The following is a 24,719-nucleotide window of genomic DNA, read 5'->3' on the forward strand; positions in this document are numbered from 1 at the left end:
CCCCGGCGCCACTTTGTCCACAGCCTGGAGGCGCCTGTAGCCAAATTGCGCAGACAACCGAACAATCGGTAGGTGAGGCGCCTCACACCCGGGGCACTCCTGCCCGCTTCCTACGAGGAGGTGTACGCCGCCATGACGGTCCAAGAGCTGCCCGGTGCCGGGGCGTCCCACCGTTCGACCCCGCCGCCCGCCTGGAGGCCGCGTACGGACGCCGCCGCGCTGCTCCCGGACCCCGAGCCCTACCGGGTGCTGGGCACCGAGGCCGCGGACGGGCTCGACGCCGAGCTGATGCGCCGGTACTACGCCGAGCTGGTGCGCGGACGCCGCTACAACGCCCAGGCCACCGCGCTCACCCGGCAGGGGCGGCTTGCCGTCTACCCGTCGACCGTCGGCCAGGAGGCTTGCGAGATCGCCGCCGCGCTGGTCCTGGAAGAGCAGGACTGGCTCTTCCCCAGCTACCGGGACACCCTGGCGGCCGTCGCGCGCGGCCTGGACCCCGTACAGGCGCTGACCCTGCTGCGCGGCGACTGGCACACCGGCTACGACCCGCGAGAGCACCGGATAGCCCCGCTGTCCACGCCGCTCGCCACCCAGCTGCCCCACGCGGTGGGCCTGGCGCACGCCGCCCGGCTGCGCGGGGACGACGTGGTCGCGCTCGCCATGGTCGGCGACGGCGGCACCAGCGAGGGCGACTTCCACGAGGCGCTGAACTTCGCCGCCGTGTGGAAGGCCCCCGTGGTCTTCCTCGTCCAGAACAACGGCTTCGCGATCTCCGTCCCGCTCGCCAAGCAGACCGCGGCCCCGACGCTGGCCCACAAGGCCGTCGGGTACGGGATGCCCGGCCGGCTGGTCGACGGCAACGACATCGCCGCGATGCACGAGGTGCTGACCGAGGCCGTCCAGCGGGCGCGCGCGGGCGGCGGTCCGACGCTGATCGAGGCGGTCACCTACCGCATCGAGGCGCACACCAACGCCGACGACGCGACCCGCTACCGCACGGACTCCGAGGTGGAGGCCTGGAAGGCGCACGACCCGGTGGAACTGCTGGAGCGTGAGCTGACCTCGCGCGGGCTGCTGGACGCGGAGGGCATACAGGTGGCCAAGGACGCGGCCGAGGCGATGGCGGCGGCCCTGCGGGACGCGATGAACGCCGAGCCGGTGCTCGACCCGATGGACCTCTTCGCGCACGTCTACGCGGAGCAGACCGGGCGGCTGCGCGAGCAGGCGGACCTGCTGCGCGCCGAGCTTGAAGCGGAGAACGAGTGATGACGACGGTGGCGGTGCAGCCGGGGACCAAGCCGGCGACCATGGCGCAGGCCCTCGGCAGGGCGATGCGCGACGCGATGGCCGAGGACCCGACGGTCCACGTGATGGGTGAGGACGTCGGCACGCTCGGCGGGGTCTTCCGGATCACCGACGGCCTCGCGAAGGAGTTCGGCGAGGACCGCTGTACGGACACCCCGCTCGCGGAGGCCGGCATCCTCGGCGCGGCCGTCGGCATGGCCATGTACGGGCTGCGGCCGGTCGTGGAGATGCAGTTCGACGCGTTCGCGTACCCGGCGTTCGAGCAGCTGATCTCGCACGTCGCGAAGATGCGCAACCGCACGCGCGGCGCGATGCCGCTGCCGATCACCATCCGCGTGCCGTACGGCGGCGGGATCGGCGGGGTCGAGCACCACAGCGACTCCTCCGAGGCGTACTACGTGGCGACGCCCGGGCTGACCGTGGTCACCCCGGCGACCGTCGAGGACGCGTACGGGCTGCTGCGCGCGTCCATCGCGAGCGACGATCCGGTGGTCTTCCTGGAGCCGAAGCGGCTCTACTGGTCGAAGGCGCCGTGGTCGCCGCAGGCCCCGGCGGACGTTCCGGGCATTGGCAAGGCGCTGGTGCGGCGGACGGGCACGAGCGCGACGCTGATCACGTACGGGCCCTCGCTCCCGGTGTGCCTGGAGGCCGCCGAGGCGGCGCGCGAGGAGGGCTGGGACCTGGAGGTCGTGGACCTGCGCTCGCTGGTCCCGTTGGACGAGGAGACGGTCTTCGCCTCGGTACGCCGGACCGGGCGCGCCGTGGTGGTCCACGAGGCCGGGGGCTTCGGCGGTCCGGGCGCGGAGATCGCGGCGCGGGTCGCGGAGCGGTGCTTCCACCACCTGGAGGCGCCGGTGCTGCGGGTGACGGGGTTCGACATCCCCTACCCGCCGCCGATGCTGGAGAAGCACCACCTGCCGGGCGTGGACCGGATCCTGGACACCGTGGGACGCCTGCAGTGGGAGAACTGATGCCGCAGGTACTGGAGTTCAAGCTGCCCGACCTCGGTGAGGGGCTGACCGAGGCGGAGATCGTCCGCTGGCTGGTGGCGGTGGGCGATGTCGTCGAGATCGACCAGCCGGTCGTCGAGGTCGAGACGGCCAAGGCGATGGTGGAGGTGCCGTGCCCGTACGGGGGCGTGGTCACCGCCCGGTTCGGGGAGGAGGGGACCGAACTGCCGGTCGGCGCGCCGCTGATCACGGTGGCGGTAGGTCCCGCGGAGCCTGCCCCGGCTCCGGAGTCGTCCGGTTCCGGGAACGTGCTGGTCGGGTACGGCACGGACCACTCGCGACCGGCGCGCAGGCGGCGGATCCGGCCGGGGGCCGCGACGGCCGTGGCGCCTTCGGCTCCGGTTCCGGTTCCGCCTTCCGCTCCGGTTTCCGTTGCGGTGCCGGTTCCGGCGGGGCCGGGTGGGCCGGTTCCGGTGATCTCGCCGCTCGTACGCAAGCTCGCCCGGGACAACGGGGTCGATCTGCGGGAGCTGCGCGGTTCGGGCCCCGAGGGGCTGATCCTGCGGGCGGACGTGGAGGCGGCGCTGCGGGCGGAGGCGGAGGCCGCGCCGGCGCCGGTGACCGCTGCGGCGGCTCCCGCCGGTGAGCGGATCCCGCTCAAGGGACTGCGGGGGGCGGTGGCGGAGAAGCTTTCGCGCAGCCGCCGCGAGATCCCGGAGGCCACCTGCTGGGTGGACGCGGACGCCACCGAACTGATGGCGGCCCGGGCCGCGATGAACGCCGTGGGCGGCCCCAAGATCTCGGTGCTGGCGCTGCTGGCCCGCATCTGCACGGCCGCGCTGGCCAAGTACCCGGAGCTCAACTCCACCGTGGACCTGGCGGCGAAGGAGATCGTCCGGCTCCCGGCCGTGCACCTCGGCTTCGCCGCGCAGACCGAGCGGGGCCTGATGGTCCCGGTGGTGCGGGACGCCCAGACGCGCAGTCCGGAGTCCCTGTCGGCGGAGTTCGCCCGGCTCACCGAGCTGGCGCGGGCCGGGAAGCTGGCACCGGCGGACCTGACGGGCGGGACGTTCACCCTGAACAATTACGGGGTGTTCGGGGTCGACGGCTCCACGCCGATCATCAACCACCCGGAGGCGGCGATGCTGGGGGTGGGCCGGATCATCCCGAAGCCGTGGGTCCACCAGGGCGAACTCGCGGTGCGCCAGGTGGTCCAGCTGTCGCTGACGTTCGACCACCGCGTCTGCGACGGCGGCACGGCCGGCGGCTTCCTGCGCTACGTGGCGGACTGCGTCGAGTCCCCGGCGGTCCTGCTCCGCTCGCTGTAGGGGCGGGGCCGGCCTGCCGGCCCCTGGGCCGCGCCTGCCACGCCCCCGGCCCCCGGCTCGACCGGCCCGCCCGGCCCCCGGCCCGGTCGAGCCGGGGGGCCGGGAACCGGTCCGGCGGCCCCGCCCGTCGTTCGCGCGCCGGTCCGCCGGGGCCGGTTCCGGCGAGCGCAGCCGGGGGCGGGGCTACTCGGCATGCGCGGCCAGGATCGTGTACACCCCGGCCAGGCACCGGTACCAGTCGTCTCGGCCTTCGGCGCGAACCGGCCGCCGCCGCGGTTGTCCCCGACGAACACGAGTGCCTCGACCGGCACGTCGCCGGTGGGATCCCCGGAACCGGCGTCGGGGAACGGGTCACGGACCGTTCGTCTCCACATGCTCCGCTAGCCCGGCCGTCCGGGCGACGAGCTCGTGCGGGGTGAACCGCGTGCGGGGCCGCTTCGTAGCGGGCCGCGGGGCGGGGCGCGGGGTCAGGGGAGGCGGGGCGGGGTCCAGGTGGCGTGGCGGAGGATCGCGCGCTGGGCGACCGCCGGTGGGGTCATGCGGAGGGCCGCGTTGCGGAGGGGGACGGCCAGCGGGTGGCGCAGCCGGTGGCCGAGCCGTCCCGCCCGGCGGGCCGCGCGGGCCACCCCGTCCGCCCAGGGCCGGCGCACGGCGTCGTACCGGGTCAGGGCCGACGCCACATCCGGCCCGGCCGCCAGTTCCGCGGCCAGCGTCACCGCGTCCTCCAGGGCCTGGCACGCGCCCTGCCCCAGGTTCGGCGTCATGGCGTGCGCGGCGTCCCCGAGCAGCGCCACCCGCCCGCCGACGGCGTACGCCGGCAGCGGCGTCACCAGCTCGTGGACGTCGTGGTGCAGCACGTCCGCGGCCCGGGTCGCGTCCAGCAGCTGCGGTATCCGCCCGTGCCAGGAGGCGAAGCGGCGGCGCAGCGCGGCCAGGGGGTCGGCGTGCCGGACCCCCTCCGGCGCCACCAGCACGGCGTGCCACTCCGCGCGGCCGTCCGGCAGGCCGATGTGCCCGAACTCCGCACCCGGCCCCCACGTCAGCTCGAAGTCCGTGTCCAGGGGGACGGGTTCGGCCGTGATGGCCCGCAGCACCGTCGAGCCGCTGTAGAGCGGGCCCGGGTGGTCGCGGAAGAGTTCCGCCCGGATCGCGCTGCGCACGCCGTCGGCGGCCACCACCAGCTCGGCGTCGGTTCCGTCCAGCGTGCCGGTCACCCCGACCCGTACGCACGAGGGCGGCAGCGCCTCCCGCAGCAGCCGGTGGAGTGCGGTGCGCCGGATGCCGGCCATGGGGGTGCCGAGCGCACGTTCCAGCGCCGCGCCGTCCATCCGGGACAGCCATCGACCGTCGGGGGTGCGGGTGCCGCCCGTGTACTGGCGGCGGGCGGCCGCCCGTACGGCCTCGCCCACGCCCAGTGCGTCCAGCGCCCTGATCCCGTTGGCCGCGAGCGAGATCGCGGCTCCCGCGTCGGCCGGGGCGGCGGCCCGCTCCAGCACGGTCACCTCCCACCCGGTGCGGTGCAGTCCGATGGCGGCGGCCAGTCCGCCGATGCCCCCGCCGACCACCACGGCCCGTGCGCCCATGGTCCCGCCCCTCTTTCTACAGGTGTAGAAACGTGTGGGTGCAGCGTAACCCCTTCTTCTACGGGTGTAGAAAGGGGGGTGTGAGTGAAGACCGACGCACCGTCCTGGCGGACGCCGCCATCGAGGTACTGGCCGAGCTCGGCATGCGCGGGCTGACGCACCGCGCCGTGGACCGGGCCGCCGCCATGCCCCCGGGCACCACCTCGGCCTACTTCCGCACCCGGGCCGCCCTGCTCACCGCCCTCGTACGCCGTCTCGTGGCCCGCGACCAGGCCGAACTCCAGGCGGCCGGTGAACGCGCCGTGCAGCCCCGCACCCCTGCCGAGATGACCGACGCCCTCGCCGGGCTGACGGATGCCAGGCTGGCGCCGGGAGAGGGACGTATGCGTTCGCTGGCCCGCTACGCCTGCGCCCTGGAGAGCGTCCGCGACGCCGAGCTGCGCGAGATCCTCGTGCCGCGCGAGAACGCCGGGCGGGACGTCGTGCGCACCTTCCTGGCGGCACACGGCGTCCCCGACCCGGAATCCCGCACCCTGGCCCTGCTGGCCTCGGTCGACGGTCTCGTCCTCGACCAACTGCCGAAGGGCGGCGAGGTGTCACGTGACGCCCTGGAGGGACTCGTCGCGGCCGCCCTCAGGTGACCGGGGTCAGACGGTGAGCAGCAGCTTCCCGACGTGGGCGCTGGACTCCATCACCCGGTGCGCCTCGGCCGCTTCCGCCATCGGGTACGCCGCGTGGACCACCGGCCGGACCCGGCCCGTCGAGACGAGCGGCCAGACGTGCTCCCGTACCGCCGCCACGATCGCCGCCTTCTCCTCCAGCGGCCGTGCCCGCAGGGACGTCGCCGTGACCGCCGCCCGCTTGGCCATCAGCGCGCCCAGGTTCAGCTCCGCCTTCACCCCGCCCTGGAGCCCGATCACCGCGAGCCGGCCGTTCACGGCCAGCGCGTCCAGGTTCCGCGCCAGGTACTTCGCGCCCACGATGTCCAGGATCACGTCCGCCCCGGCCCCGTCCGTCGCGGACCGCAGCTCCTCCACGAAGTCCTGCTCGCGGTAGTCGATCAGGATGTCGGCGCCCAGCTCCGCGCAGCGCTCCAGCTTCTCCTTGCCACCCGCCGTCACCGCGACCCGGGCGCCGACCGCCTTGCCCAGCTGGATCGCCATGGTGCCGATGCCGCTGGATCCGCCGTGCACCAGCAGGGTTTCGCCGGGACGCAGCCCGGCCACCATGAACACGTTCGACCAGACCGTCGTGACGACCTCCGGCAGTGCGGCCGCCGTCACCAGGTCCACTCCGGCCGGTACCGGAAGCAACTGGCCGGCCGGGACCGCGACCCGCTCCGCGTATCCGCCGCCGGCCAGCAGGGCGCACACCTCGTCACCCACCGACCAGCCGGAGACGCCCTGCCCGACCGCGACGATCCGTCCGGAACACTCCAGCCCGGGATGACGGGACGCACCGGGCGGCGGGTCGTAGTAGCCCTGCCGCTGGAGGACGTCGGCGCGGTTCACGGCGCTCGCCGCGACCTCGACGAGTACCTCGCCCTGGCCTGCCACCGGATCGGGAGCTTCGGCCCACACCAGGGCCTCGGGTCCGCCGGGCTGCTCGATGGTGATCGCATGCATGGCCCGGAGGCTACCCGGAAAGCCCTGACGGCGCCGCCGCCTGACCGGCGCGCACGATGGTGATCAGACGGTCCGTCGACTGGAGCGGACTCGCGTGGGGATCGTCGTAGGCGAGCAGTCGGTGCCCCCGCAGCACGCTCACCACCAGGTCCTCCGTCTCCCGCACCCCCTTGCCGACCTCCGGCTTGGTGACGGGCCGTTCGATCAGGTCCAGGCCGCTGCCCTGTTGGATCAAGTCCTCCATCACGGTGCCCGCGCTCGGGCTGAGCACCGACAGGCCCAGCAGCCGCCCGGCCGCGCTCGCGCTCGTGATGACCGCGTCCGCGCCGGACTGGCGCAGCAGCGGCGCGTTCTCCTCCTCCCGGACCGCAGCGACGATCTTGGCGCCGCGGTTGAGCTGGCGCGCCGTCAGCGTCACCAGGACCGCCGTGTCGTCGCGCTGCGTGGCCACGACGATCTGCCGCGCCTTGGGCAGCTCGGCGCGCAACAGCACATCGGAACGGGTGGCGTCGCCGACGACACCCGTCAAACCCTCGGCGGCCGCCACGTCGATCACCTTGGCGCTCGGATCCACGATCACGACCTGTTCCTTGGCGAGACCGGTGGCCAGGAGCGTCTGGAGCGCCGAACGGCCCTTCGTGCCGAAGCCGACGACAACCGTGTGGTCACGCACGTTCTTCCTCCAACGCTTCAGCCGCCACTCTTCCCGGGTCCGCTCCGTCAGCACCTCCAGCGTGGTCCCGACCAAGATGATCAGGAACACGATGCGCAAGGGCGTGATCAGCAGGACGTTCACCAGCCGCGCACTGTCGCTGTACGGGACGATGTCGCCGTAGCCGGTGGTCGACAGCGTCACCGTCGCGTAGTAGACGCAGTCGAGGAAGTCGACGCTCTCGTCGGCGTTGTCGTGATAGCCCTCGCGGTCGAGCCACACGAGCAACACCGTCAGGCACATCACGAACAGGGCCATCAACAGCCGTCGTGCCACCTGCCGGAGCGGCCTTTGGACGACGCGCTTCGGGAGGGTGACGCGCCGCGCCACGAGCGCCTCGTCGGCGCGCCGGGCCATCGCGTCCTGGCCGGGCTGTTTCACGTGAAACATCCTCCGGAGGCCCAGGGCAGGTCGAGCATTTCCAGTTCCTGCCCCGATCGCGCGCCGTGCGGCGGTACGACGGCCAGCGCGTCCGCGGCCGCCACACCGCGCAGCATCGCCGGGCCGTGGTAGCGCAGCGGCACCGCGTGTTCCTCCGTCAGCAGCACCGGTACGAGCCGGGTGTCGTACGGGTGCCCCGGCACGTCGCCCTGCACCGGAACGGCGTACCGCGGACGCCGGCGCCGGCCGGCGAGGGAGCGCAGCAGCGGTTCGGCGAGCGTCAGCAGCCCGGAGACGGAGGCCAGCGGGTTGCCGGGCAGCCCCACCAGATGACGGCCATCGACGCGGTCGCCGATCCGGGCCAGCAGCATGGGATGCCCGGGGCGTACGGCCACCCCGTCCACGAGCAGTTCGGCCCCCGCTCGCATCAGGACGGGGTGCACGTGGTCGACGGGGCCCGAGGCGGTGCCGCCGGTGGTGACGATGAGGTCGGCGGTGGAGGTGGTGACGGCCTCGAACAGGGCCTCGGCTCCTGCGGGGTCGTCGCCGAGCCGTCGGGTGCCGGTGACTTCGGCGCCGAGCCGGGTGAGCCAGGGGCCGAGCATGGGACTCAGGGCGTCACGGATGAGGCCGTCGCGGGGCCGGCCCTCGGTGAGCAACTCGTCGCCGAGCACCAGGATCTCCACCGTGGGCCGGGGCCGGGTCTCCAGCTCGTCGTACCCGGCGGCGGCCGCCAGCCCGAGCAGGGCCGGGGTGACCAGCGAGCCGGCCGGCAGCAGCAACTCCCCGGAGCGGCACTCCTGGCCGCGCGGGCGGATGTCCTGGCCGGTGACCACGGGGCGCAGCGCGTACAGCTGGGAGCCGTCCTCACGGGCGTGCTCGCTGCGGATCACGGCGGTGGTGTCCGCGGGGATCCGGGCACCGGTGGCGATCGGCACGGCCTCGCCGTCCGCGAGGGGCTCGGGCCGGTCGGAGCCGGCCAGTATCCCGGCGCCGGTGTGCACCGACCAGGGGCCGGGACCGGCGACGGCCCAGCCGTCCATGGCGGAGGTGTCGAAGGACGGCAGGTCCGTGAGCGCGTCGAGGGGCTCGGCCAGTACCTCGCCGAGGGCGTCGGCGAGCGGGACCCGGTGGCTGCGGGCGCGGACGCCCGAGCCGGCCCGGACGGCGGTTTCCCTGGCGCGGGGCCAGGGCGAGGCGCGGTGACCACCGGCGGCGCGGCCCGCGTCGGACGGGTCGAGGGGACCGGACGCACCGGAGGCGTGGGGGGAGGGATCGCGGCTCACCAGGGCGAGGGCCTCGTCCAGGGCGCGGTCGGCGTCGGTGCGGGTCATCCGGTGCCGGCTTCCGGGCCGTGTTCCGGGCGGTCCTCGGTGAGGCCCACGGGGCCGGGCGCGGAGTCTTCCTCGGCCCAGCGCAGGGCCAGCGCGGCGGCCTTGCGGGACGCCTCGGCGACGGCCTGGGCGGGATCCGCGCCCGCCGCCTCGGCGCGGGCCGCGGCGTAGCCGACGAGGAAGGTGGTCAGCGGGGCCGCGGGCCGGTCGACGCCGTGGGCGGCGTCACGGGCGAGGTCGAGCAGGGCCTTGGTGTCGACGGCGACATCGATGCCCAGCTCGCTCTTGACGGCGTTGATCCATTGCTCCAGCACGGTCCCATGCTCTCTGATCCGGGCGCGGGCCGCCGCGAGGTCGTCCCAGGTGTCGCAGTCGAAGGAGGCGAGTGGCGCAGCGCCGGTGACGGTGGTGAGGTCGAGTTCGGCGGTGAGGGCGCGCAGCGGCAGCCCGGCGAGGGTGCCGTGTTCGGTGGCCAGGAGGGCGATTTCCCGGCGCAGCGGCTCGGTCCGGTAGGCGGCGACGAGGGGCTGGTCGCGGCCGCCGGGGTCACGGAGCATGACGCCGTCGGGGCCGGGCGCGTCGAGCAGGGCGCGGACGGTGTCCCGGTCCAGGAAGGGCAGGTCGGCCGAGAGCACGAGGACCCGCGTGGCCGAGGTCTGGCGCAGCCCGGCATCGAGCGCGGCCACGGGGCCGCCACCGGGCGGGTCCTCGCGGGTCCAGCTCACGGGGCGGGAGGTGGGGCGGCGGGTGCCGACGACGATGGTGGCGGCGGCGTCGGCGCAGGCGTCGAGCACGCGGTCGAGGAGGGTGCGCGCGCCGACGTGCAGGCCGGGTTTGTCGGCCCCGCCGAGTCGCTGCGCGGCGCCGCCGGCGAGGACGATCGCGTCGTAGCTCATACCGATGAGTATGCGGGGGCCGTGTTGCGGGCGGGTTCCGGCCCGCGCCGCGGCCCTGCGGCCCGGCCGTGAGGCTGCGCCAAGCCGGGCCGTGAGGCTGCGCCGGGGCGGGCCGTGAGGCTGCGCCAAGCCGGGCCGTGAGGCTGCGCCGGGGCGGGCCGTGAGGCGGCCCCGGGCCCCGCGCCGGGGTGGGCGGAGCGGGGCCGTCGTGGTCGCAGGAGCGGGCGGGTTACAGGTACGGGCCAGAACGGATGGCGCCGTGGGGACCCTCTTCGTCGTCGTCGTGGGGGGCGCCCGGAGGGAGGGCGCGGCGCATCTGTTCGAGCTGGGCGCGGGCGGCCATCTGCTGGGCGAACAGGGCGGTCTGGATGCCGTGGAAGAGGCCCTCCAGCCAGCCCACCAACTGCGCCTGCGCGATCCGCAGTTCCGCCTCCGAAGGGATCGCCTCCTCCGTGAACGGCAGGGACAGGCGCTCCAGTTCCTCGACCAGCTCCGGGGCGAGGCCGTCTTCCAGCTCCTTCACCGACGCGGCGTGGATGTCCTTGAGCCGGACCCGGCTCGCCTCGTCGAGAGGTGCGGCGCGTACCTCTTCCAGGAGTTGCTTGATCATGCTGCCGATCCGCATGACCTTGGCGGGCTGTTCGACCATCTCCGTCACCGGGACCTCGCGCGACTCGTCATCGGCGCCGCCGACCGCCGTCCCGTCCTGTCCCACGATCAGGACGTTCGGGGGGCTGTCCTGCGACCGTTCACTCCTCGGCATCTCCATGCCGACATTCTCTCGCACACCTCCGTACGCACACGGTGTGCCCCCGCACAGGCGTGATCCACCCTGTGCGAGGGCCCGTAATCAGATAGTGAGCAAAGGTTCCTCAGCCCGTCGCGCGGCGGGCCAGCGCGCCGCTCGACTTCGTCACCAGGGCAGCCAGCACGGCCGCGCCCAGCGGGACCAGGATCAGCAGGCCGCCCAGCGTCGCCCACGGCACGGCGAACGGCACGTACACGGCCTGGTCCGAGCCGGAGTGGGCGATCAGGCCGGCCAGCGCCCGGCGTTCCGTCAGGCGCAGCCCCGCCGCCGGCAACAGCCCGGCGGCGGTGCCCAGGGCGACGCCCATCAGGGCCACCACCCCGCACTGGAAGCCGCTCAGCGTCCGCCGCACCCGCGGCGGAGCCCCGACGGCGGCCAGCGTCTTGAGGTCGGCCTCGGCATCCGCCTGGGCCAGGCCGGTGGCGATGCCCGCCGCACCGATGGTGACCAGGCCCGCGAAGATCGTCAGGGCGAGGATCTCCAGGCTGTCCCGGCCCTGGTAACCCTCCTCGATCTTGACGAGGGCGTCGACCCCGATCCGGTCGATCGCGCCCGTCAGCGCCTGGCGTTGCGCACTCGTGGGCTTGTCGGCGAGGGTGAAGTACGTCCCGAACGGGGCCGTGCCCATGCCCGCCGCCTTCACCGCACCGGGCGGCAGGACGACCTCGATCCCGTAGCCGGTGACCGCGTCGGGCGCCTGGTAGGCGGGGAAGACCTTCTCGACGCCCTTCGGTTCGCCCCCGGGCCCCGGCGTGCCGGAACCCCGGGCGTCGTCGGTGATCACCCGCAGCGTGACCTTCCCGGCCTTGGAGTTGCGCCGGTCGAAGGAGACGGCCTGCCCGGACCTCAGCGCCGTGACCGCCCCCGGGTCGTTGACGCCCAGCACCGCCAACAGCTTCTCGTCGGCCACGACCGTGTCGCGCGGCTGCATGAACTGCCGCTCCTTGCAGCGCCAGTCGCGGCGCAGGGCCCGCACCTGGTCCATGGTGAAGTCGGACATCCCGTTCTTCCACTCGTAGAGCGGGCAGCGGTTCTCCGGCGGCGTGACGATCTCCAGCCGCCCGCAGCCCGGTTCGGTGGAGTACGAACCGCAGGACGGCTTGCCGACCACCACCCGGTCCACGTCGGCCCGTACGGCAAGGGAGAACTCCTTCGCGAGGGCCTCGCGTGCGGCGGGTACGTCCTTGTAGCGGTCGTCCTCCGTGTTCGTCAGCATTCCGGCGCCTGCGGGCAGCGAGGCCACGTACTCGTGCCGGGCCTGGAGTTCCGTGCTGTGCTGGTACGTGGCCACGGCCACGGTGCCGGCCACGGCGGCCAGTACGGCGGCCACCGCCGGCGCCGTACGCCCGCGGTTGCGCACGGCGTCCCGCAGCGCGAGCCTCGGCGACAGCGGCAGCCACCGCCCGGCCCGTCCGAACAGCCCGACCAGCGTCGGCGTCAGGGCGACGACGCCCAGCTCGGCCAGGGCGCTGCCGCCGGCCACGACCACGGTCCCCCTGTCGGAGACGGCCCCGTACAGCACGAGCGCCGCGCCCGCCGCGACGGCGACGAGCCCGATGAGGGGCAGGATCCGGTTGGCGCGACGGACTCCGCGACGGCCCGTCAGCGAGGCCAGCACGGTCTGCCGGGACGCCGTGACCGCGGGGACGACCGCGGCGAGCAGCCCGGTCAGTACGGCGACCAGCGCGACGGCGAGGAGCTCCAGAGGACGGATCTCGAACCCGCCCCAGCGCAGCCCCAGGTACTCCTCCAGCACCGGCCGGAGCCCGAGGGTCAGCGCCACGCCGAGTGCGGTGCCGACGACGGCGGACACCGCGCCGAGGACGAGACCGCCGGACAGCACGATGGCGCGGATGTGCCGCCGGTCACCGCCGTTGGCGCCGACCAGGCCGAGCTGGCGGGCCGAGCGCCGGGCACCGACCGCGAAGGCCGGACCGGCCAGCAGGCAGACCTCCAGCAGGGCCAGGCCCACCACCGTGGCCAGCACGGTCAGTTCGACCGCCTTGGCCGATGCTCCGTTGTAGTCGTCGCCGCTGCCCTCCGCACGCTGCTGCGCGTACAGCGGCACCTCGGAGTCGGCCGGCGGATGGAGCTTGACGGTGCGCGAGACGGCCAGCATTCCCTTGGCGTTGGCCGCCCGCACCATGTTCCACGTGAAACCGTCTCCGCCGACCTTGGCGAGGAAGCTGTCGTCGACGCTCAGGCCCTGGCCGCCGGCGCCCGTGAGGGCGCGGTCGAGCGGGCCGAGCAGTGTCCCGGGCGGCGCGATGACCTGTGTCCTGTCCAGCGCGGACGGAAGTTCGTACGCGCCCACGATCCGGTAGGACCGGGCGGCGCCGCGCGGGATGAGCTCGGAGCCCACGAAGAAGCCCGACTCCTTGAGGAACGTGTCGGTGGCCATGACCTCACCCGCCACCGAGGGCAGCCGGCCCCGCTTGAGGGTGAACAGCCCCTCCACCAGCGGGCTGGCCGTGTCCACCTCGCGCAGCTCGGTGACGAGCAGTCCGTGTGTGGTGCGGACCTTCGCACTGCCGTGGCTGTCCTGTACGACCTGCGCACCCGGCGGGAGAACGGAGGTAACCGGCACGTCCTCCGGCTTCGCCTTCGAGGGGTCGTAGTCGCGGTACCCGCCGACCGGTTCGTACCGGTCGCCCGTCGGGTTCTGGTAGAGGCCCGCGTCGTAGGAGGTGTCGGTGAGCTTCGCGTCGGCGGCGCCGATCTGCCGCGACAGGGTCTGCTCGACGGAGAGTTCGGAGCTGCGCCACGTCAGGTCCACGGCGCTCACGCCGACGATCGGCAGGGCGATCATCGCGAGGACGAGAGCGCTGCGCCCCTTGGCGCGCCATGCGTCACGGCGGGCGATTCGGACCGCCGCGACCCACGAGTGGTACCAGGACGCCGGGAAGGACGACGAGCGGGACGACGAGCGGGACGACGCGCTGGGCGAGCGGGACGACGACGCGCTGGGCGAGGCGCCGGGCGAGGGGGACGACGACGAGCTCACAGGCCGGCCGCCCGCCCCGAGAGCAGCGAGTCGGCCCCGCTGCGCAGCGTCTCGTCGACGACGCGGCCGTCGTGCAGGAACACGACCCGGTCGGCCCAGGCGGCGAACCGCGGCTCGTGCGTGACCAGGATCCCTGCCGCCCCCGCGTCGCAGCGCGAGCGCAGCAGGGCGAGGACGGACTCGCCGGTCTCGGAGTCGAGGGCGCCGGTGGGCTCGTCGGCGAGGACCAGGCGGCGGTCGCCCACCAGGGCGCGGGCGATCGCGACGCGCTGCTGCTGCCCGCCGGACATCTCGTCGGGGAACCGGTCGGCGAGCTGCCCGAGGTTCATCTCCTCCAGCGCGGCCAGCGCGGAGACGCGCGCCTTGCGGGCGGAGACCCCGTCGAGCTCGCGCGGCAGCGCCACGTTCTCGGCGGCCGTGAGCGCCGGGATCAAGTTGTAGTCCTGGAAGACGTAGCCGATGCTGCGGCGGCGCAGCGCGGCCAGTTGCTTGCGGCTCGCGGTGGTGAGGTCGGTTCCCTCGACGATCACGCGTCCGGAGCTGGGGGTGTCGAGTCCCCCGGCGAGGGTGAGCAGCGTGGACTTGCCGGAGCCCGAGGGGCCCATCACGGCGACGAGTTCGCCGGGGTGGACGGCCAGGTCGATGCCGCGCAGGGCGTGGACCTCGGTGGCGCCGCTGCCGTGCGTGCGGACGAGTTTCTCCAGCTGGAGTACGGGGCGCTGCGTGTACTGGTCGGGCATGTGGGGTCCCCCCTGGGACGTGGTTCAGCGCCGCCGCAGGCGGGCGGTGCGGGACGGCTCGGTGGTAGCGGCGGCGACGGGGCCGCTCGCGGGGGTGGTGGCGGGCGGCGGCCCGGGCTCCCCGGACGGTGGAGCGGGCTCCACGGCTGCGCCGACGGCCGCCCGGGAGAGCCGTACGAGCCGTGCTTCGCAGTGGTCGAGCCAGCGCGCCTCGGCCTCGGTCTGGAAGATCAGCTGTTCGAGGACCAGCAGCCAGGCGATGTCGTCGCGTTCGTGCGTCTTGCCGCTCTCGATGGCCGCGAGTGCCTGGGCCTTGAGGCGGGTGTAGTCCTGCATGGCCTGGATGGTGGCGTGCCGCTGCGACTGGATGACCGCGCGGATGTCGACGCCGGGAGCGCCGACGGCCATGGCGAGCTTGATCGACAGCTCGTCGCGCGGTGGGTTGGTGCGGTCGACGGGGCGCTCGTACCACTGGTGCAGTTCGGCGCGCCCGGTGTCGGTGATGGCGTAGAGGGTGTGGCCTGCCGGGTCCTCGCCGCCCGGGGCGACGAGGCCGTCGCGCTCCAGACGGGCGAGGGTCGTGTAGACCTGCCCGACGTTCAGCGGCCAGGTGGAGCCGGTGCGGGATTCGAACTCGGTACGCAGCTGAGAGCCGTACCGAGGACCCCTTTCGAGCAGGGCGAGAAGGCCGTGGCGAATGGACATACTCAGTATGTATACCGAGTATGCTCCTGGCCGCAACCGTCCAGGGTCGTACGCTGCGAGGGGGACGGGAGGGCAAAGGTGGGCGGAGGAGGCGGAGGGCGAAGGGAGGGGGACGGTCCCTACGGACCCCGCCGCAGCCGCACCCCGATGAACCCCAGACCCAGCCCCATGAGGGCGAGCCCGGTACCCAGGGGGAGCATGTGCGCGGCCAGGTCGGCGGCCCGGTCGTTCGCCCCGGTGCCGAGCGCGTTGACCCCGGTGCCGGGGCTCGCCGAGCCGTCCGGGGCGGGGCTCGCCCCGGGGGAGGCCGCGGTGGAGGGGCCTGGAGTCGCCGCCGTGCTCGCAGCCGCGGTCGGCGCGCCGGTGGCGGCCGTGCCCGGGGGGACGCCGGGCGGTCGCTGCGGGCGCGCGGGCCGTTGCCGCGGCTGGGAGGCCACCATCGCCTCGGGGTCGGCGGGCTCGCCGACGGGCCGCCCGGGGCGGTCCCGCCCGACGCCCGCGGCACTGCCGGCGAGCTCCTCGTAGGCCTCTTCGGGTACGACGGCCACCTCGTCGGCGCTCGCGGAGGCGATGATCGGGACCAGGGCGGAGGCGGGGGCCGCGCCCTGCCCGGGCGCGACGCCCAGGAGCGCGGCCGCGGCCAGCGCGGCCCAGGCCGCCCACACCGGCGCGCGGAGACGTTGGGTCACCGGGAAGCCCCTCCCGTCCGAGCGGCGCGGGCGGCGCGAGCGCGCGCGGCGGCAGCGCTCGGACCTGTACAGGGCCCACATTCGCACGGCGGGACAAAAGCGGCATCCCAGACCGCCCGTCAGGGTGGCCCGGGATGCCGGAACACGACCGCTGCGGCCCACCCCGGGGCCGTCTGAGCGGCCCACCCGGGGCCGCCTGCCCGCTACTGCGGATCGCCGGTGGACACGGTCAGCGTGTACTCCTGGTCCTTCGTCACCGCGGTCCCCGCCACCGGGAACTGCGCGAGGACGGTGTCCTGGCCGAAGACGGCCTCGTCCTTGTTCTCGATCTTGTACTTGCCGCCCGCGGCCTGGATGCACTCCTTGACCGAGCGCAGGTTCTTGTACGTGAAGTCGGGGGCCGAGACCTTGGAGGCGTCCTGCCAGTCCTTCGACGGGCTCTTGCACTTCTCCGCGTCGATCGTCCGAGAGGTGTCCGGACCCTTGTGACCCGGCTTGGCGGAGGTCGACGCCGACGCGGAGGGCGTGCTGCTCCCGTTGCCCCGTGCCTGGTTTCCTTCGTCGCCGCCCAGGTTGAGCGCCGCGATCAGCCCGCCGACGGCCAGCAGCGCCACCACGATCGCCCCGATGATCAACGGGGTGTTCGACTTCGGGGCCGCGGCCCCCGTCCCGCCCCGCGGGCTCGGCGAGATGGTGAACGGCGGCGGAGTCTGCGGGCCGTACTGGTGCTGCCCGCCCTGCGCCGCGTGCTGCTGGGGCGGGTACGCGTAGCCGCCCTGCGCCGGGGTGTGCGGCGCGTACGGGGACGGCGCCGCCTGCGCGGCCTGGTACGGCTGCTGCACCGACTGCGGCGGCGTCCGGTAGGCGGAGTCCACCGGCGGGAACACGGCCGAACTCACCCCGGCGCCGCTGCCGCCCGCCGCCGCACCCGGGACGATGACCGGCGCACCCGTGTGACCGGCCGACAGGACCCGCGCGATCTCGTCGCCCATCGCCGCGGCCGTCGGGAAGCGCTCGTTCGGGTTCTTCTTCAAGGCGCGCGCCACGAGCGCGTCCATCGCCGGCGTCACGGAGCGGTTGACGGAGGACGGGGCGACCGGCTCCTCCTGCACGTGCGCGTACGCGATGGCCAGCGGCGAGTCCGCGTCGAACGGCAGCCGGCCGGTCAGCAGCTGGAAGAGCATGATGCCGACCGAATAGAGGTCGGAGCGCGCGTCCACGGCGCGCCCCAGCGCCTGCTCGGGCGACAGGTACTGGGGGGTGCCCACGACCATGCCGGTCTGCGTCATCGAGGTGACCCCCGACTGCATGGCGCGCGCGATGCCGAAGTCCATGACCTTGACCACGCCGCGCTTGGTCATCATGACGTTGCCCGGCTTGATGTCGCGGTGGACCAGGCCCATCTCGTGGCTGGTCTCCAGCGCGGCCAGCACGTCAGCCGTCACCTTCAACGCACGGTCGGCGGGCATCGCGCCGTACTGCGCCACGTCCGCCTGGAGCACGGAACCGAGCGGCTGCCCCTCCACGTACTCCATGACGATGTACGGCATCGGGGCGCCGTCGTCCGCGACGGAGCCGCCGAACGTGACGCTTCCCTCGCCCGTATCGAATACCGAGACGATGTTGGTGTGCGACAGTTTCGCTACAGCCTGCGCCTCGCGGCGGAACCGCTCGCGGAAGGACGCCTCGCGGCCGAGTTCGCTGTGCAGGGTCTTGATGGCGACCTGTCGGTCGAGCGCCGAGTCGTAAGCGAGATAGACGGACGCCATGCCGCCTTCGCCCAGCAAGTCCCTTAGCTGGTAACGGCCACCGGCCAGGGAACCGCCTGCGTACCGGCCCCGTGTGCCGTCCTGGCTCATGACTGTTGCTTCCCCTCGGGCTGTGTCCGAACGCGTCTGGCAGAGCGCATGTGGCGCCCAGTCTGCCGGAGGGCAAGCACCAGTCAAGCCGGGTGCCCGTTCCGTGACCGGGGGGCCACGGCGTGCCATTGCCCGAACGGCGACCTGTTCCGAGGCTGTAGCGTTCGTCGGAGCACCCGAAGAGGACCCGCAGAAGTTACGGACGAGAGAGACGACGGCGAGGACTGATGGCACCCGAACCCGACGGAACCGGCGCCGGGATGGCCGAGGATCCTGAGCATTGGGGCGCAGGCGGCCTGGTGGGCGACGGCCGCTACCGCCTCACGCACCGCCTCGGACGAGGCGGTATGGCGGAGGTGTTCGCCGCCGAGGACGTCCGGCTGGGCCGCACCGTCGCCGTGAAGCTGCTGCGCGCCGACCTCGCCGAGGACCCGGTGTCCAAGGCCCGCTTCACCCGCGAGGCACAGTCGGTCGCCGGGCTCAACCACCACGCCGTGGTCGCGGTCTACGACTCGGGTGAGGACCGGGTCGGCCCGAACGTCGTCCCGTACATCGTCATGGAGCTGGTCGAAGGCCGCACCATCCGCGAGTTGCTGATCAGCGCCGAGGCCCCGGGGCCCGAGCAGGCGCTCATCATCGTGTCGGGCGTGCTGGAAGCCCTCGCGTACTCGCACCAGCACGGCATCGTGCACCGCGACATCAAGCCCGCGAACGTCATCATCACCAACACCGGTGCGGTCAAGGTGATGGACTTCGGCATCGCCCGCGCCCTGCACGGCGCGCAGTCGACGATGACCCAGACCGGCATGGTCATGGGCACCCCCCAGTACCTGTCGCCCGAACAGGCCCTCGGCAAGGCCGTGGACCACCGCTCGGACCTGTACGCGACCGGCTGCCTGCTGTACGAACTCCTCGCGCTGCGGCCCCCCTTCACCGGTGAGACGCCGCTGTCGGTGGTCTACCAGCACGTCCAGGACGCGCCGGTCCCGCCGTCCCAGCTGCCCGAGGGCCACCACATCCCGCAGGAGCTCGACGGTCTGGTCATGCGCTCCCTGGCGAAGGACCCGGACGACCGGTTCCAGAGCGCCGAGGAGATGCGCGGGCTGGTCCAGTACGCGCTCCAGATGCTCCAGGAGCAGGGGCCCAACTCCGGTACCTGGAACACCGGTCCGGTCACCATGGCGCTGCCGCACGGCCAGTCCGGCGGTGGCGCTGCGACGACGCCGATGCGCGGTCCGGGCGGAGCGCGCCCGCCCTACGGCCAGAACGCCACGACCTCGCAGTTCCAGCGGCCGATGGTGCCCGCGCTGAACCCGGACGACGGCTCGGCCTTCCCGGGCGGCGGCCACGGCCAGGGCCCGGGCGGCGGCTACGGCCAGGGCGGCGGCTACGACGGCTACGACGGTTACGACGACCGCCGGGGCGGCAGCCGTTGGAAGATGTGGGTGTTCGCGGTGCTCGCGGTCCTCGCGATCGCCGGCGGCATCGCGTACGCGGTCAAGACGGTGAACAGCAGTGGCGGCGGCAACAAGCCGGGCACCACCCACAGCAGTTCCCCGAACGCCTCGCAGGACTCCTCCACGCCGTCCTCCGACGTCACCCCGTCCGCGACGCCGGACTCCTCGGAGTCGGACGAACAGGAGACGCGCAAGCCGACGCAGGGCCGCACCAAGTACACGGCGAGCGCCACGCCGACGCCCTCCACGGAGCCGACGGCCTCGGACAAGCCCACGGAGACGGAGAAGCCGACGGCCTCGGACAAGCCGACGCCGACGGAGAAGCCGACGAAGACGACCACGGCGCCCACCGGCAGCGCGGCGAACAACGAAGGCGAATAGAGCCGGTCAAACGGACGGGCCCGGCGGAAGGATTTCCGCCGGGCCCGTGCGTTTTCCGCTTGCAGACCTCCCGGTCGCGACCGGGGCGGCCGGCTCCGGGCCCTGAATCCATCCCGAAGCGCGCTGCTCGCACGCTGCTCGCACGCCGCTCGCGCGCCCCTCGAACGGCGCTCGCGCCGCGGTCGTACGCCCTCGCGCACCGCTCGCACACCCCTCGCGCACCGCTCACGCGCCGGAGGACGGCACCGCCCGCGCGCCTAGACGCGCTTCTCCGCCTGGAGCCGCGCCACGTACGCCGCCGCCTGCGAGCGCCGCTCCATGCCGAGTTTCGACAGCAGGCTGGAGACGTAGTTCTTGATGGTCTTCTCGGCCAGGTGCAGCCGCTCGCCGATGACGCGGTTCGTCAGCCCCTCGCCGATCAGGTCCAGGATCTTGCGCTCCTGTTCGGTGAGGTGCGACAGCCGGTCGTCGCCCTTGCCGTTGTTGCCGTCGCGCAGCCGCTCCAAGACCCGCGCGGTGGCCACCGGGTCCAGCAGCGACTTGCCAGCCGCGACGTCCCGTACCGCGCTGAGCAGCTCGTTTCCGCGGATGGCCTTCAACACGTACCCCGAGGCGCCGGCCATGATCGCGTCGAAGAGGGCCTCGTCGTCCGCGAACGAGGTGAGCATCAGGCACTTGATGCCCTCGTCCTGCGAGCGCACCTCCCGGCACACTTCCACCCCGCTGCCGTCCGGCAGCCGCACGTCGAGGACCGCGACGTCGGGGCGGGTCGCCGGGATCCGCACCAGCGCGTCGGCGGCCGTACCCGCCTCGCCCACGATTTCGATGTCGTCTTCCACGGACAGCAGCTCATGCACTCCCCGGCGCACCACTTCGTGGTCGTCCAGGAGGAATACCTTGATTTTACCGTTTTCGGGCACGGAGTCAGTTTCACACACTCACCCCTTCCCTGCCGCAGTTACCCGGGATAACGTGCCGTTGTTCCGGCCCCCTGCAAGGCTGTGACCAGTGGTTGTTCCCGCAGCCGCCGATTTACTTGGATATCCAAGCAAAATCGCAGGTCAAACGGGGTTTCGCAGTTATGCGAGGCACTGGGTAACGTGCATTGCGCAGGGCACTCGCCGGGGCACCTGTCACGCCTGAATCCCGTACCTTCCTCGCACCCACCCCGTGCGCGGGTACGCATACAGGTGAGCCGCACTGGACCCCGGAGAACCCGGGTGCCGGACCGACGGAGGAGCACACGTGACCGTGGAGAGCACTGCCGCGCGCAAGCCGCGACGCAGCAGCGGCACCAAGCGGGCGGCCGGCGCCGAAAGCGCCCGCAAGACCGCTGTTGCCACCGCACAGCCGCACGACGCCGAGCCTCAGCTCGTACAGCTGCTGACGCCCGAGGGAGAGCGGGTCGAGAGCGCCGACAGCGCGCAGTTCGCCCCCTTCGTCGCCGACATCACCACCGAGGACCTGCGCGGGCTCTACCGCGACATGGTCCTGACCCGCCGTTTCGACGGCGAGGCGACCGCCCTGCAGCGTCAGGGCGAGCTGGGCCTGTGGGCCTCGCTCCTCGGTCAGGAAGCCGCCCAGATCGGCTCGGGCCGGGCGCTGCGCGACGACGACTACGTCTTCCCCACCTACCGTGAACACGGTGTGGCCTGGTGCCGCGGGGTCGACCCGACCAACCTGCTCGGCATGTTCCGCGGCGTGAACCACGGTGGCTGGGACCCGAACACCAACAACTTCCACCTGTACACGATCGTCATCGGCTCCCAGACGCTGCACGCGACCGGGTACGCGATGGGCGTGGCCAAGGACGGCGCGGACTCCGCGGTCATCGCCTATTTCGGTGACGGCGCGTCCAGCCAGGGTGACGTCGCGGAGGCGTTCACCTTCTCGGCGGTGTACAACTCCCCGGTCGTGTTCTTCTGCCAGAACAACCAGTGGGCGATCTCCGAGCCCACCGAGCGCCAGATGCGCGTGCCGCTCTACCAGCGGGCCCAGGGCTTCGGCTTCCCGGGCGTCCGCGTCGACGGCAACGACGTGCTGGCCTGCCTGGCGGTCACCCGCTGGGCGCTGGAGCGGGCGCGCAACGGCGAGGGCCCCACGCTGGTGGAGGCGTTCACGTACCGCATGGGCGCGCACACCACCTCCGACGACCCGACGAAGTACCGGCGCGACGAGGAGACGGCGGCCTGGGAGGCCAAGGACCCGATCCTGCGCCTCAAGGCCCACCTCCTGGCGACGGGCGGCGCCGACGAGGCGTTCTTCGCGCAGCTGGAGGAGGAGAGCGAGACGCTGGGCAAGCGGGTGCGCGAGGTCGTGCGCGCCATGCCCGACCCGGACACCATGGCGATCTTCGAGAACGTCTACGCGGACGGGCACGCGCTCGTCGACGAGGAGCGCGCCCAGTTCGCCGCCTACCTCGCGTCCTTCGAAGGCGGGGAGTGACCACCATGGCCGTACAGAAGCTGACCATCGCGAAGGCGCTCAACGACTCGTTGCGCAAGGCCCTGGAGACCGACCCCAAGGTCCTGATCATGGGTGAGGACGTCGGCAAGCTCGGCGGCGTCTTCCGCATCACCGACGGCCTGCAGAAGGACTTCGGCGAGGAGCGGGTCATCGACACCCCGCTCGCCGAGTCCGGCATCGTCGGCACGGCGATCGGCCTGGCCCTGCGCGGATACCGGCCGGTCGTGGAGATCCAGTTCGACGGGTTCGTCTTCCCCGCCTACGACCAGATCGTCACGCAGCTCGCGAAGATGCACGCGCGCTCGCTCGGCAAGATCAAGATGCCGGTCGTCATCCGCATCCCGTACGCGGGCGGCATCGGTGCGGTCGAGCACCACAGCGAGTCCCCGGAGGCGCTGTTCGCGCACGTCCCGGGTCTCAAGGTGGTCTCGCCGTCGAACGCGAGCGACGCGTACTGGATGCTCCAGCAGGCGATCCTCAGCGACGACCCGGTGATCTTCTTCGAGCCGAAGCGGCGCTACTGGGACAAGGGCGAGGTCGACGTCGACGCGATCCCGGACGCCCTGCACGCCGCCCGTGTGGCACGCGCCGGCACGGACCTCACGCTGGCCGCGTACGGCCCGATGGTGAAGGTCTGCCTGGAGGCGGCGGCCGCGGCGGCCGAGGAGGGCAAGTCGGTGGAGGTCGTCGACCTGCGGTCGATGTCCCCGATCGACTTCGACGGTCTGCAGGCCTCGGTGGAGCGCACCCGGCGGCTGGTCATCGTCCACGAGGCGCCGGTGTTCCTGGGCGTCGGTTCGGAGATCGCCGCGCGCATCACCGAGCGGTGCTTCTACCACCTGGAGGCGCCGGTGCTGCGCGTGGGCGGGTTCCACGCCCCGTACCCGCCGGCCCGCCTGGAGGACGAGTACCTGCCGGGCCTGGACAGGGTGCTCGACGCCGTCGACCGCTCGCTGGCGTACTGAGGAGCCACGTTCATGACCATCCGCGAATTCAAGATGCCCGACGTGGGCGAGGGCCTCACCGAGGCCGAGATCCTCAAGTGGTACGTCCAGCCGGGTGACACGGTCACCGACGGGCAGGTCGTCTGCGAGGTCGAGACCGCGAAGGCGGCCGTGGAGCTGCCGATCCCGTTCGACGGGACCGTGCACGCGCTGCTCTTCGAGGAGGGCACCACGGTCGACGTCGGCCAGGTGATCATCTCGGTGCAGACGGAGGGCCCGGCCGACGAGGCGCCTGCCCAGGAGGTGGCCGCCCCGGCCGCCGCCGAGGCGCGCCAGCCCGTCCTCGTCGGGTACGGCGTGTCCACGGCCTCCACGAAGCGGCGGCCGCGCAAGGCCGCGGCGGAGGCCGGAGCGGGCGCGGTGGCCGCCGCGGCGGCGCCCGCCGCCCCGGCCGCGCCCGCCGTCCCCGCCGTTCCCGCCGTTCCCGCCGTTCCCGCGCAGAACGGGACCGCCGCGCTGAACGGCAACGGAAACGGCAACGGCACGGTGACCGGGGGCGCCGAGCGTCCCCTGGCCAAGCCGCCGGTCCGCAAGCTCGCCAAGGACCTCGGCATCGACCTCGCCTCGGTGGTCCCCACCGGTGAGGGCGGCGTCGTGACCCGCGAGGACGTGCACGCGGCCGCGGCGGCCGCGCTCGCCCCGCAGACCGCCCCGGCCGCCCCGGCAGCCGCCCCGGCCGCCGCGGCCCAGGCCCCGGCCGCCGCACAGGCACCCGCCCAGGCCCCGGCCGAGGCGACGGCGCGCGAGACCCGCATCCCGGTCAAGGGCGTCCGCAAGGTCACCGCCCAGGCCATGGTCGGCTCCGCCTTCACCGCCCCGCACGTCACCGAGTTCATCACGCTCGACGTGACGCGCACGATGAAGCTGGTCCAGCAGCTCAAGGAGGACCCGGACCTCGCCGGTCTGCGGATCAACCCGCTGCTCCTCATCGCCAAGGCCGTCCTCGTGGCCGTCCGCCGCAACCCGGAGGTCAACGCCTCCTGGGACGAGGCGGCCCAGGAGATCGTGCTCAAGCACTACGTCAACCTCGGCATCGCGGCGGCCACCCCGCGCGGCCTGATCGTCCCGAACATCAAGGACGCCCACGCCAAGACGCTGCCGGAGCTGTCGACGGCCCTGTCCGAGCTGGTCGCCACGGCCCGCGACGGCAAGACCTCCCCGGCCGACATGCAGAACGGCACCATCACCATCACCAACGTCGGCGTCTTCGGCGTCGACACCGGGACGCCCATCATCAACCCGGGCGAGTCCGCGATCCTCGCGGTCGGCGCGATCAAGCTCCAGCCGTGGGTCCACAAGGGCAAGGTCAAGCCGCGCCAGGTCACCACGCTGGCGCTGTCCTTCGACCACCGTCTGATCGACGGCGAGCTCGGATCCCGCTTCCTGGCCGACATCGCGGCGGTCCTGGAACACCCCCGCCGTCTGGTCACCTGGTCGTAACGGGCAGGAGAACGCACGCGGCGCCGGTGGCCGGACTCCCTCGCGGAGCCCG

Annotated in this window: 20 protein-coding genes; 8 read left to right on the forward strand and 12 right to left on the reverse strand. The window is 73.2% G+C overall.

Annotated features, from left to right (window positions below; genetic code table 11):
- The first annotated feature begins 132 nt into the window (after nucleotides 1–132).
- The 3 genes from pdhA (ACIA6C_RS20315) to ACIA6C_RS20325 are packed head-to-tail and all read left to right on the forward strand — an operon-like array spanning nucleotide 133 to nucleotide 3,583.
- Complete coding sequence (gene pdhA / locus ACIA6C_RS20315) at nucleotides 133–1,266, forward strand: pyruvate dehydrogenase (acetyl-transferring) E1 component subunit alpha (RefSeq protein WP_361131134.1); 1,134 nt, start codon at nucleotides 133–135, stop codon at nucleotides 1,264–1,266.
- Nucleotides 1,266–2,276 (forward strand): alpha-ketoacid dehydrogenase subunit beta, encoded by a 1,011-nt coding sequence (locus tag ACIA6C_RS20320; protein ID WP_361130649.1) that lies wholly within the window; start codon nucleotides 1,266–1,268, stop codon nucleotides 2,274–2,276. Before pdhA (ACIA6C_RS20315) ends, ACIA6C_RS20320 begins: the two co-directional genes overlap by 1 nt.
- Nucleotides 2,276–3,583, forward strand: a complete 1,308-nt coding sequence (locus ACIA6C_RS20325) for a dihydrolipoamide acetyltransferase family protein (RefSeq protein WP_399277645.1) — start codon at nucleotides 2,276–2,278, stop codon at nucleotides 3,581–3,583. Before ACIA6C_RS20320 ends, ACIA6C_RS20325 begins: the two co-directional genes overlap by 1 nt.
- Nucleotides 3,584–4,050: 467 nt before the next feature.
- Here the strand turns inward: ACIA6C_RS20325 and ACIA6C_RS20330 are convergent, their stop codons facing one another.
- Complete coding sequence (locus ACIA6C_RS20330; protein ID WP_399277647.1) at nucleotides 4,051–5,166, reverse strand: FAD-dependent monooxygenase; 1,116 nt, start codon at nucleotides 5,164–5,166, stop codon at nucleotides 4,051–4,053.
- A gap of 80 nt (nucleotides 5,167–5,246) precedes the next feature.
- Here ACIA6C_RS20330 and ACIA6C_RS20335 point away from each other — a divergent pair, with 80 nt between their 5' ends.
- The gene (locus tag ACIA6C_RS20335) at nucleotides 5,247–5,807 is read left to right on the forward strand and encodes a TetR/AcrR family transcriptional regulator (RefSeq protein ID WP_399277649.1); all 561 of its coding nucleotides are present in this window, start codon (nucleotides 5,247–5,249) and stop codon (nucleotides 5,805–5,807) included.
- Nucleotides 5,808–5,813: 6 nt separating this feature from the next.
- On the opposite strand, the gene ACIA6C_RS20340 is transcribed toward ACIA6C_RS20335, so the two are convergent.
- The 10 genes from ACIA6C_RS20340 to ACIA6C_RS20385 all read right to left on the reverse strand — a co-directional run bounded on the left by ACIA6C_RS20340 (nucleotide 5,814) and on the right by ACIA6C_RS20385 (nucleotide 17,919).
- The gene (locus ACIA6C_RS20340; RefSeq protein ID WP_399277651.1) at nucleotides 5,814–6,791 is read right to left on the reverse strand and encodes an NAD(P)H-quinone oxidoreductase; all 978 of its coding nucleotides are present in this window, start codon (nucleotides 6,789–6,791) and stop codon (nucleotides 5,814–5,816) included.
- A gap of 10 nt (nucleotides 6,792–6,801) precedes the next feature.
- Nucleotides 6,802–7,893 (reverse strand): potassium channel family protein, encoded by a 1,092-nt coding sequence (locus tag ACIA6C_RS20345; protein ID WP_399277653.1) that lies wholly within the window; start codon nucleotides 7,891–7,893, stop codon nucleotides 6,802–6,804.
- Nucleotides 7,881–9,218 carry a molybdopterin molybdotransferase MoeA gene (locus ACIA6C_RS20350; protein WP_399277655.1) on the reverse strand — a complete coding sequence of 446 codons (1,338 nt, stop codon included), beginning with the start codon at nucleotides 9,216–9,218 and terminating at the stop codon, nucleotides 7,881–7,883. Before ACIA6C_RS20350 ends, ACIA6C_RS20345 begins: the two co-directional genes overlap by 13 nt.
- Entirely contained in the window at nucleotides 9,215–10,114 is a 900-nt protein-coding gene (locus ACIA6C_RS20355; protein ID WP_399277657.1) for an NTP transferase domain-containing protein, read from the reverse strand. Before ACIA6C_RS20355 ends, ACIA6C_RS20350 begins: the two co-directional genes overlap by 4 nt.
- Before the next feature lie 229 nt (nucleotides 10,115–10,343).
- A complete protein-coding gene (locus tag ACIA6C_RS20360; RefSeq protein WP_190185627.1) occupies nucleotides 10,344–10,883 on the reverse strand; it encodes a bacterial proteasome activator family protein in 540 nt (179 codons plus the stop codon).
- 103 nt (nucleotides 10,884–10,986) lie between these two features.
- Complete coding sequence (locus ACIA6C_RS20365) at nucleotides 10,987–13,731, reverse strand: ABC transporter permease (RefSeq protein ID WP_399277660.1); 2,745 nt, start codon at nucleotides 13,729–13,731, stop codon at nucleotides 10,987–10,989.
- Between the two features lie 191 nt (nucleotides 13,732–13,922).
- Nucleotides 13,923–14,666, reverse strand: a complete 744-nt coding sequence (locus tag ACIA6C_RS20370; protein WP_399277662.1) for an ABC transporter ATP-binding protein — start codon at nucleotides 14,664–14,666, stop codon at nucleotides 13,923–13,925.
- Nucleotides 14,667–14,690: 24 nt separating this feature from the next.
- Nucleotides 14,691–15,371, reverse strand: coding sequence for a PadR family transcriptional regulator (locus ACIA6C_RS20375; RefSeq protein WP_399277664.1), 681 nt, complete (start codon nucleotides 15,369–15,371; stop codon nucleotides 14,691–14,693).
- 119 nt (nucleotides 15,372–15,490) lie between these two features.
- Nucleotides 15,491–16,060: a hypothetical protein gene (locus ACIA6C_RS20380; RefSeq protein ID WP_399277666.1), complete on the reverse strand. Its 570-nt coding sequence runs from the start codon at nucleotides 16,058–16,060 to the stop codon at nucleotides 15,491–15,493.
- 203 nt (nucleotides 16,061–16,263) lie between these two features.
- Nucleotides 16,264–17,919 carry a protein kinase gene (locus tag ACIA6C_RS20385; RefSeq protein WP_399277668.1) on the reverse strand — a complete coding sequence of 552 codons (1,656 nt, stop codon included), beginning with the start codon at nucleotides 17,917–17,919 and terminating at the stop codon, nucleotides 16,264–16,266.
- A gap of 227 nt (nucleotides 17,920–18,146) precedes the next feature.
- Between ACIA6C_RS20385 and ACIA6C_RS20390 the strand changes: the two genes are divergently transcribed.
- On the forward strand, nucleotides 18,147–19,757 hold the full coding sequence (locus ACIA6C_RS20390) for a protein kinase (protein WP_399277671.1): 1,611 nt from the start codon (nucleotides 18,147–18,149) through the stop codon (nucleotides 19,755–19,757).
- Between the two features lie 257 nt (nucleotides 19,758–20,014).
- Here the strand turns inward: ACIA6C_RS20390 and ACIA6C_RS20395 are convergent, their stop codons facing one another.
- Nucleotides 20,015–20,677, reverse strand: a complete 663-nt coding sequence (locus tag ACIA6C_RS20395; protein ID WP_361130607.1) for a response regulator transcription factor — start codon at nucleotides 20,675–20,677, stop codon at nucleotides 20,015–20,017.
- Between the two features lie 325 nt (nucleotides 20,678–21,002).
- Between ACIA6C_RS20395 and pdhA (ACIA6C_RS20400) the strand changes: the two genes are divergently transcribed.
- The 3 genes from pdhA (ACIA6C_RS20400) to ACIA6C_RS20410 are packed head-to-tail and all read left to right on the forward strand — an operon-like array spanning nucleotide 21,003 to nucleotide 24,667.
- Nucleotides 21,003–22,202 carry a pyruvate dehydrogenase (acetyl-transferring) E1 component subunit alpha gene (gene pdhA, locus ACIA6C_RS20400; RefSeq protein ID WP_361130604.1) on the forward strand — a complete coding sequence of 400 codons (1,200 nt, stop codon included), beginning with the start codon at nucleotides 21,003–21,005 and terminating at the stop codon, nucleotides 22,200–22,202.
- A gap of 5 nt (nucleotides 22,203–22,207) precedes the next feature.
- Entirely contained in the window at nucleotides 22,208–23,188 is a 981-nt protein-coding gene (locus ACIA6C_RS20405; protein WP_399277674.1) for an alpha-ketoacid dehydrogenase subunit beta, read from the forward strand.
- A gap of 12 nt (nucleotides 23,189–23,200) precedes the next feature.
- Complete coding sequence (locus tag ACIA6C_RS20410) at nucleotides 23,201–24,667, forward strand: dihydrolipoamide acetyltransferase family protein (RefSeq protein ID WP_399277676.1); 1,467 nt, start codon at nucleotides 23,201–23,203, stop codon at nucleotides 24,665–24,667.
- Nucleotides 24,668–24,719: the final 52 nt, after the last annotated feature.

Origin of the sequence: Streptomyces sp. NPDC051578, from assembly GCF_044454045.1 — a bacterium.
Classification (GTDB): Bacteria; Actinomycetota; Actinomycetes; order Streptomycetales; family Streptomycetaceae; genus Streptomyces.